We start from the raw sequence: 8,180 nt of genomic DNA on the forward strand, positions 1-8,180 counted from the left end.
GACGCCGTGGGGAGCGCCGATGAACGATGAGAGCCGTCCCCGGCCGGTGTTCGACCCCGGCATCCCCGCCGCGGACCGCGCCGCGCTCACCGCCGCCCCCGAGCGGCTGGTCGCCGCGAGCCTGCCCGCGCCGCGGCCGCCGTCCCTCACCGCCGCCACCGTCGTCGCCCGGATGCTGTGGATCCCGGCGTTCGCGTTCTTCTACGGCGTGCTGCCGGGCGGCTGGCTGCGGGTGTTCTTCCTCGCCTCCCTCGACCAGGACGACCTCGTCGGGGGAGCGGTGCGGTGGGGCCGGCTCCCCGTCCTGGCGATGATGCTGACGCCCGCGCTCCAGGTGCTCCTGCTGCTGCTCGGGCAGAGCGACGCCGCCGTCGCGCTCGCGGGCGTGAGCTTCGCCGGCTGGGTCGCCGGCGCGCTGCGGCACCTGCGCGAGCCCGCCGCCGCCCGCGCCGCGCGCGAGCACCACGGCCGCTACCTGCTGCCCGCCGACTTCGACCGGCCCGCCACCCGGCTGCTGATCCGCGCCCAGCGCGCCGTCGACGCCGTCCTCGGCTCGCGGTCGCACGGCGCCGGGCTGCTGGACGCCGTCGGCAACACGGTCGTGCTGCCCCGGCAGGAGTGGGCGATCGCCGCCACCCTCGCCGAGCACACCCGGCTGCGCCGGGAACGCCGCGCGCAGCAGCCCGAGCGGCTGTCCCCGCGGGTGCGCGCCCTCCTCGAACCGCAGGACCGCGCGCTCGAACTGTCGGCCCGCTCGGTCGCCGTCCGGATCGAGGCGCTGGAGGCGTACGCGCGCCGCGCCGGCGACGCCGACGACGCCTACCACGAGTCGCGGGTCCTCCAGGGCCTCCAGGACCAGAACGCCCGCTACCGCGAGCTGCTCGCCGGCACGGTCGGCGACGAGCTGGCGGGCGCCGAGATCCTCGGCATGTCCGAGGACGCGCACCGCACCGAGCGCGCGCTGCGCGAGCGAACGACGGACGCCCTGAACACCGCCCCCGGACTGGCCGTCCCCGACGACACCGCCCGCCCCGCCAAAGGCCCGGCGAACGTCACCCCACCCGACGAGAAGGCGCTCTAGCCCCGGTCAGAGGGCGAGCCGCTAGGCGAGCCCTCTGGGCTGAGATTGCGTGAATACCGCGATGATGCGGTCGGCTGTGCGCTGCGTGCCGGCGATGCGGCGGCGCAGGCGCGCTCTGCCGGCCCGCGTCCCGCCGGCGCGGCGCGCCGGCCCGGCCGCACGCTCGGCCTCCTCGGCCAGCAGCTCCCCCGCCCGCGCCAGCTCGGCCAGCAGCCTTCGGGCGGCACGGCCGTCCCGCTCGTCCACGGCGCAGCCGTACAGCGCCTCGATCTCCGCGATGCGTGCTCCCAGCCGCAACATCTGATCGCCCACGATTGATCACCCCGTCGGTCCAATTGTGGGCGATCCGCGCCGTTCGCGCACGGTGATTTCCGTCCGAACCGTGGTGCAGGACCGGGTTCGCGGCGTCCGGGCGTCAGTTCTCCGCCAGGACGATGACGCGGTCCCGGGCCGACAGCACCAGCGGAGCCGTCTTGTCCGGGTTGAGTACCACGCCGTAGCCGGGGGGCTCGTGGTACCGGTCGATGAGCCGGTAGCCGAGCGCGACCTCGCCGCGCCGCCGCGCCGACTCGATCAGCGTCGCGAAGTCGGCCGTGGAACCCGGCAGCAGGTAGTCGCAGGCGGGCTTGAGGTAGATCTCCGACCCCGCCGGGTCGAGCAGGTCGGCGAACACGTCGTACAGGTGCCGGTTCTCGCTCAGCTGGGTCAGCATCAGGCTGATCAGCTTGTCGCTGACCACGAAGTCGTCGGCCTTGGTGACCTGCGCGACCTCCCGGTTGGCGTCGTCGTTGATCTCGCTGACGATGGAGAACGGGTCGCCGAGCGCGTCCTCCATGTCGCGCAGGTGCAGCAGCGTCACCAGCGTGCGGGCGTCGGCGTGCTCCCGGTCGTACCCGGCCTCCGACAGCACGATGACGTGCTGGTAGGAGCCGACGTCCAGCGACTCCAGCGAGGGCCGCTCGGTCGGCTCGGCGCGCACGAACTCGACCTTCAGATGGGCGAACGGGCCGAGGCCGGCGGTCGGGTCCTCGCGCGGCGCCGCCACCGTCAGCGCCGAGCCGGGCGCGAGGAAGTCGTCCAGCAGCTCGATGATCTTCTGCGCGCGGTGGTTCCAGCCGAGCAGCAGGGTGCGCTCGGGCACCGGCTCCCGCGCGGTCGCGGTGGTGATCGCCGCCTCCCGGACGGCCGGCGCCGGACCGGGCGCCAGCCGGATCAGCAGGTCGTCCTCGGCCAGCACGATGATCTCGTCGTCGGCGCGGATGACGGTGTCCATCGGCGGGTTCAGCGCGACGGTGCCGTCACGGTGCCGCAGGCCCGCCGGGACGCCGAGGTCGTAGCGCGACAGCGCCTCACCGAACGCCAGGCCCGCCAGCGACGGCTCGGCCCGCATGTAGAACTCGTGCCCGGCGAAGTCCAGCAGGTCGGTGCAGACCTGCGACAGCCCGGACTGCCGGTGCGACTGGACGATCAGCCGGATCGCGATGTCGTCGGCGTCGATCACCCGCGCCGCGGCGCCGCCCGCGAGCCGGGCCGCGGGCAGGTTCGCCGAGTCGTGCACGGCGGCCACGACGTGCGGCCGCCGCCGCTCCCAGGCGCGCGCGCCGAGCGACAGCAGCACCTTGATGACGTGGGTGTCGGCGTCCTGCACCTCCGGCGAGATCACCATGATGGAGCGCGCGGTGCCGGGGCTGACCAGGTCCAGGTCGGCGACCTTCAGCGGGTTGCCGGTGCGGCACACGATCCGGGTCCGGCCGGACTCGCCGACCCGCGCCCGCAGCGCGTCCTCCATCTCCACCTTGTCGCGGGCGGCGAGGATCGCCACGCACGAGCGGCGCTCGCTCTGGTTGGCCTCCACCAGCTCCGCGACGACCGTGAACACCTGCTCCGACCAGCCGAGCAGGACGGTGTGGTCGTGCTCGACGATCCGCGACCGGCCCTTGCGCAGCTCGGTGATCTTGGCTTCCAGGCCGGTGGTGAGCACGCCGATCAGCGCGCTGACGATGAAGATGCCGCCGATCGTGGCGACCAGCATCAGGCCGAGGAACGCGACGCCGCCGCTGTCGCCGCCCATCGTGCCGGGGTCGAGGGTGCGCAGCAGGCTGCGCCACACCATGCCCGGCCAGTGCCCGTGGCGCTCGCTGTCGCGCGGTGCGAGGACCACCGCGGCGGTCGCCACCACGAGCACCAGCGCCGCCGAGGCGAGCGCGAGCCAGCCGATGAGCGCCGGCGTCCCCTTCGCCATGGTGGTGTCGAACCAGTACCGGACCCGGTCCCGCCGCGTCGCGCGTTTCAACCCCGCATGCCCCCTTTGCCGGTCCCCCGGGCGCCACCCTACCGACTTGCCCGCCGATGATGTCCGCCACGAGGAATTCGGGGAATGCCGAGCGAAAGGCGATTTGCCCGGTGCGCACTAATGCGCGAGGGGCCGGAGTGAGAATTTCACTCCGGCCCCTCGGTGCTCCGCCGGAACTCCGCCGGCCGCGCGGAGCGCTAGTGCGCGGCCTCGTACTGCTCGATCACATTGGCGGGGATGCGGCCCCGCTCATTGACCTTGATGCCGTGGTTCTTGGCCCACTCGCGAATCTCGGCGGACCGCTCACGGCTGCCCGCGGTACGCGTGCCGCGGGCCTGCCGGCCCGCCGGCCTGCGCGCCTTGCGGGCGCCGGCCACGAACGGCTCCAGCCCGTCGCGCAGCTTGGCGGCGTTCTTCTTGCTCAGGTCGATCTCGTAAGTGGTGCCATCGAGTGAAAAGCTGACGGTCTCGTCGGCCTCGCCACCGTCGATGTCGTCCACGAGAAGGACTTCGACCTTCTGTGCCATGCGGGGACTCCCTCTAGCTATGCGTCCGGCTTCGCGTCCGGATGAGCGTCGATGAATGCAGCATAGACCTCATCCGATATCTTGCCACGTTCGGAGACTTCGACGCCCTCGCGCAATGCCCAGTCGCGGACATCGCCGTTCGTGTAGCCCTTGATCTTCGCGGTCCGGGGCTTGCGTCCCTTCCCGGCCGCCTTCACCTCCGCGGCGTTGTCGATGAAGGGCGCGAGCGCGTCCAGCATCTCGTTCAGCCGCTTGTAGTTGTCGTCGCTCAGGTCGATCGTGAACGTCCGACCCAGGACTTCGAAGTCCCGCTTCGCGACATCGTCCCCTTCGGAGCCGTCGATGTCGTCGACTCGAATGACCTTCTCGGCCATCTGTACCTTGTGTTCCTTCCCCTCGCCTACGCGGCGCCCCTGACCGTAGCGGATTCCCAGCCCCGCCATGACGTCGCGGCGCGGCGCGGCACGGGAAAGGCGCGGCGGACCGGCACGCCGTTCGGGCGGGAGGCCGCCGCAAGGGGCCCGCGGGAAGCGGTCAGGAGGAGGAGCGCGCCCGGATCCAGGTGCTGAGCAGCAGCATCATCTCCAGGCGCAGATCGGGGTCCTCGATGTCGAAGGCGAACATCTCGTGGAGTTGCGCGAGCCGGTACCGGACCGTCTGCGGGTGTACGCACAGCACCTCGGCGGCGCCCGTCGCGTTGAAACCGTGCTTCATGCATTCCAGCAGCGTCTCCGCCAGCCGGACGCCCTGCCGGGGCCCTGCGGCCTCCAGCGGGGCCAGCCGCCGCGCCGCGACCAGCGCCGCCAGCGAGCCGCCCTCCTGCAGCAGCAGTTCGGGGAGGTGCTCCTCGGCGCGGACGAGCACCCCGCCGCGCCGCGATCCGCGGCCCGAGGGCGTCCCGGCGTTGCCCCGCGCCCTGCCGGCGGCGCGGTCCCGGGCGGGCGCGGCGGGCGCGGCGGGCGCCAGCTCCAGCGCGCGCCGCGCCCACTGCAGCGACGTCCGGGCCTGGTCCGCCGGGACGGACGGGCCGACCGCGCCCGTCCAGCCGGCCAGCGTCGCGGTCAGCTCCTCCATCCGGCCGGGGCCGTCCGGGTCCGGCATGACCAGGCAGGGGCGGCCGTGGTCCAGCCCGGTCAGCAGCGACGGCGGCAGCCCGGCGGGGCCCTCCCCGCCGCTGCCCGGCCGCGGCCGCAGCACGATCACCGCGAGCCGGCGCGGCAGCGGCCAGCCCGCCCGCGCGGACTGCTCCCCGACGACCTCGGGCGGCGTGGCCGGGTCCGACAGCAGCAGTGTCAGCAGCCGGCCACGGCGCTGCTCGCGCTCGCCGGCGGCCTTCTCGCGGGCCCGCGCGTACCCGTGCGCGGCGGCGGAGGCCAGCGCGTCCAGGTAGGCGAAGTTGGCCTCGGCGAGCAGGCTGACCAGGGCGCGCGGGCGGCCGAGCCGGTCGGCCTCGACCGCGAGGTGCCGCCACGCCAGCCGCGAGGCCACCCGCATCGCGTTCTGCAGGTGCTCGAGGCTGCGGCCCTCGACCGCCTCGCCGTAGCCGACGTCGAAGAAGACCTGGTACACCTCCTTCCAGGAGGCGTCCGGGTCGGCGATCATCTGGACGAAGTGCTCCATCGCGTGCGCGACCGCGGCCTCGGCGACGCGGACGTAGGCGGCGTCGCCCGGCCGGTCGTACTCGGGGACGTGCCGCAGCACGCCCTGCACCATCGGGCCGAGCAGGTCCGGCAGCCGCGGGCGCATCCAGCGCGCCTCCTCGGCGGGGACGTCCCGCCACGGCTCCTCGCTCAGCCCGTCCAGCACCGGTGATCCGGCGTGCGCGTCCTCGTATGCCGTCGTCATGGCGACACCTCCTCGACCGAGCGCCCGGTCGTCTCAACCTAGGCACGCGGCGCCTGCGGCGACACTCATTCGCCCGCACCGCCGGGGAGGGGCGATTGTCAGCGGTTTGACAAGCGCCCGCGCCCGCCGGGCGCGGTCCTGCGGCGTCGCGGCGGGCCGTGCTCAAGTTCCCGTCAAAGGCGGCATGACGGCCGGTTCGCCGGGTAACGGCCACCACGGAGTGCGATCATCGAGCAGCCACGAGGAGCTGGACCATGGCCAACCCGGCCGGCCACGAGGACCGGAAGCAGGAGCAGCTGGAGCGGCGGCGGGTGAGCCCGGAGGGGTCGGCGGGACTGACCACCGACCAGGGCGTCCGGGTCGACGACACCGACAACTCGCTGACGGTGGGCGAGCGCGGCCCGTCCCTGATGGAGGACTTCCACCTCCGCGAGAAGATCACCCATTTCGACCACGAGCGGATCCCCGAGCGGGTGGTGCACGCGCGCGGCTCCGGCGCGTACGGGCGGTTCCAGCTGACCGAGTCGCTGGCCGAGTACACCACCGCCGACTTCCTCTGCGACACCTCGCTGACGACGCCGGTGTTCGTGCGGTTCTCGACGGTCGCCGGGTCGCGCGGGTCGGCCGACACCGTCCGCGACGTCCGCGGCTTCGCGACGAAGTTCTATACGAACCAGGGCAACTTCGACCTGGTCGGCAACAACATGCCGGTCTTCTTCATCCAGGACGGCATCAAGTTCCCCGACTTCGTGCACGCGGTGAAGCCCGAGCCGCCGAACGAGATCCCGCAGGCGTCGTCGGCGCACGACACGCTGTGGGACTTCGTGCAGCTCCAGCCCGAGACGATGCACATGATGATGTGGCTGATGTCGGACCGGGCGATCCCGCGCAGCTACGCGATGATGCAGGGCTTCGGCGTGCACACGTTCCGGCTGGTCAACGCCGAGGGCCGCGGCACGTTCGTGAAGTTCCACTGGAAGCCCAAGCTCGGCACCCACTCGCTCGCCTGGGACGAGACGCAGAAGATCGCCGGCAAGGACCCCGACTTCAACCGGCGCGACCTGTGGGACCGCATCGACGACGGCGACTTCCCCGAGTACGAGCTCGGGGTCCAGCTGGTGCCGGAGGAGGACGAGCACAAGTTCGGGTTCGACCTGCTCGACCCCACCAAGATCATTCCGGAGGAGGAGGTGCCGGTGCGGCCGGTCGGCCGGATGGTGCTGGACCGCAACCCCGACAACTTCTTCGCCGAGACCGAGCAGGTCGCCTTCCACATCGGCAACGTGGTGCCGGGCATCGACTTCACCAACGACCCGCTGCTGCAGGCCCGGCTGTTCTCCTACCTGGACACCCAGCTGATCCGGCTGGGCGGGCCGAACTTCCCGCAGATCCCGGTGAACCAGCCGGTCGCCGACGTCCGCAACCACCAGCGCGACGGCTACCACCAGATGAACCTGCACCAGGCGCAGGCGGCCTACCACAAGAACTCGCTGTCGGGCGGCTGCCCGGCCGTCGGCGGCGCGGGCTCCTTCAGCCACTACCAGGAGCGCGTGGACGGGAACAAGATCCGCAAGCGGAGCGAGAGCTTCAAGGACCACTACTCGCAGGCGACGCTGTTCTGGAACAGCATGTCCGACTGGGAGAAGGAGCACATCGTCGGCGCGTTCCGGTTCGAGCTCGGCAAGTGCGACCACAAGCACATCCGCGAGGGCGTGGTCGCGCAGCTCAACCACGTCGACCACGACCTCGCCGTGCAGGTCGCCGAGGGCGTCGGGGTGGAGCCGCCGTCGGACGCCCCGATCGCCAACCACGGCCGCACCTCGCCCGCGCTCAGCCAGGACAACGCGCCCGCCGACTCCGTCCAGGGCCGCAAGATCGCGATCCTGGTCGCCGACGGGGTGGACTCGGCGGCCGTCGGCGCGGTCGGCGACGCGCTCGCCGAGGCGGGCGCGGTGTGCGACGTGCTCGCCGCCAAGGACGGGCACGTGCAGGCCGCCAATGGCGCGCAGGTCTCGGTGACCCGCGCGATGCCGACCGTCGCGTCCGTCCTCTACGACGCGGTGCTGGTGCCCGGCGGCGAGGCGAGCGTGCGGACGCTCGCGCAGGACGGCGACGCGGTGCACTTCGTCGCGGAGGCGTTCGTGCACTGCAAGGCGATCGGCGCGCTGGACGAGGGCGTCGCGCTGCTGGAGCGGGCCGGGATCACCGGGGTGAAGACCTCCGAGGACGGCACGGTCGAGGACTTCGGCGTCGTCACCGGGCGCGGCCCCGGCGGCGACTTCAGCGCCAAGCTCATCGAGGCGGTCGCCAAGCACCGGCACTGGCGCCGGAAGAAGGACCACGTCCCCGCCTGACGGGGCGGGTTTCGGTCGGGCCGGGGCCCCGCGCCGGATCACCGCTCGTGCGCGCCCCCCGCCCGGCCCCCGCGCCGGTG

The 8,180-nt window shown here is 72.9% G+C and carries 7 protein-coding genes; 2 read left to right on the top strand and 5 right to left on the bottom strand.

What is annotated here, in order from left to right; translation table 11 throughout:
• Positions 1-19 precede the first annotated feature (19 nt).
• Entirely contained in the window at positions 20-1,081 is a 1,062-nt protein-coding gene (locus ACA514_RS12090) for a hypothetical protein (RefSeq protein ID WP_375041165.1), read from the top strand.
• A gap of 21 nt (positions 1,082-1,102) precedes the next feature.
• Here the strand turns inward: ACA514_RS12090 and ACA514_RS12095 are convergent, their stop codons facing one another.
• From ACA514_RS12095 to ACA514_RS12115, 5 genes are all read right to left on the bottom strand, one after another.
• Complete coding sequence (locus ACA514_RS12095) at positions 1,103-1,393, bottom strand: hypothetical protein (RefSeq protein ID WP_375041166.1); 291 nt, start codon at positions 1,391-1,393, stop codon at positions 1,103-1,105.
• A gap of 103 nt (positions 1,394-1,496) precedes the next feature.
• Entirely contained in the window at positions 1,497-3,374 is a 1,878-nt protein-coding gene (locus ACA514_RS12100; protein WP_375041167.1) for a potassium transporter TrkA, read from the bottom strand.
• Between the two features lie 197 nt (positions 3,375-3,571).
• Complete coding sequence (locus ACA514_RS12105) at positions 3,572-3,901, bottom strand: Lsr2 family protein (protein WP_375041168.1); 330 nt, start codon at positions 3,899-3,901, stop codon at positions 3,572-3,574.
• A gap of 17 nt (positions 3,902-3,918) precedes the next feature.
• Positions 3,919-4,275: an Lsr2 family protein gene (locus ACA514_RS12110; RefSeq protein WP_375041169.1), complete on the bottom strand. Its 357-nt coding sequence runs from the start codon at positions 4,273-4,275 to the stop codon at positions 3,919-3,921.
• A gap of 160 nt (positions 4,276-4,435) precedes the next feature.
• Complete coding sequence (locus ACA514_RS12115) at positions 4,436-5,746, bottom strand: PucR family transcriptional regulator (RefSeq protein WP_375041170.1); 1,311 nt, start codon at positions 5,744-5,746, stop codon at positions 4,436-4,438.
• A gap of 254 nt (positions 5,747-6,000) precedes the next feature.
• On the opposite strand from ACA514_RS12115, the gene ACA514_RS12120 reads away from it, so the two are divergent.
• The gene (locus tag ACA514_RS12120) at positions 6,001-8,100 is read left to right on the top strand and encodes a catalase (protein WP_375041171.1); all 2,100 of its coding nucleotides are present in this window, start codon (positions 6,001-6,003) and stop codon (positions 8,098-8,100) included.
• Positions 8,101-8,180 lie beyond the last annotated feature (80 nt).

The sequence above is a fragment of the Actinomadura sp. NTSP31 genome, assembly GCF_041951385.1.
Taxonomy (GTDB): domain Bacteria; phylum Actinomycetota; class Actinomycetes; order Streptosporangiales; family Streptosporangiaceae; genus Spirillospora; species Spirillospora napierensis.

What these genes read in the sequence shown, in the direction of transcription:
- ACA514_RS12090 (WP_375041165.1), top strand. Translation starts at nt 20, where the DNA reads ATGAACGATGAGAGCCGTCCCCGGCCGGTGTTCGACCCCGGCATCCCC.
- ACA514_RS12105 (WP_375041168.1), bottom strand. Translation starts at nt 3,901, where the DNA reads ATGGCACAGAAGGTCGAAGTCCTTCTCGTGGACGACATCGACGGTGGC.
- ACA514_RS12110 (WP_375041169.1), bottom strand. Translation starts at nt 4,275, where the DNA reads ATGGCCGAGAAGGTCATTCGAGTCGACGACATCGACGGCTCCGAAGGG.
- ACA514_RS12115 (WP_375041170.1), bottom strand. Translation starts at nt 5,746, where the DNA reads ATGACGACGGCATACGAGGACGCGCACGCCGGATCACCGGTGCTGGAC.
- ACA514_RS12120 (WP_375041171.1), top strand. Translation starts at nt 6,001, where the DNA reads ATGGCCAACCCGGCCGGCCACGAGGACCGGAAGCAGGAGCAGCTGGAG.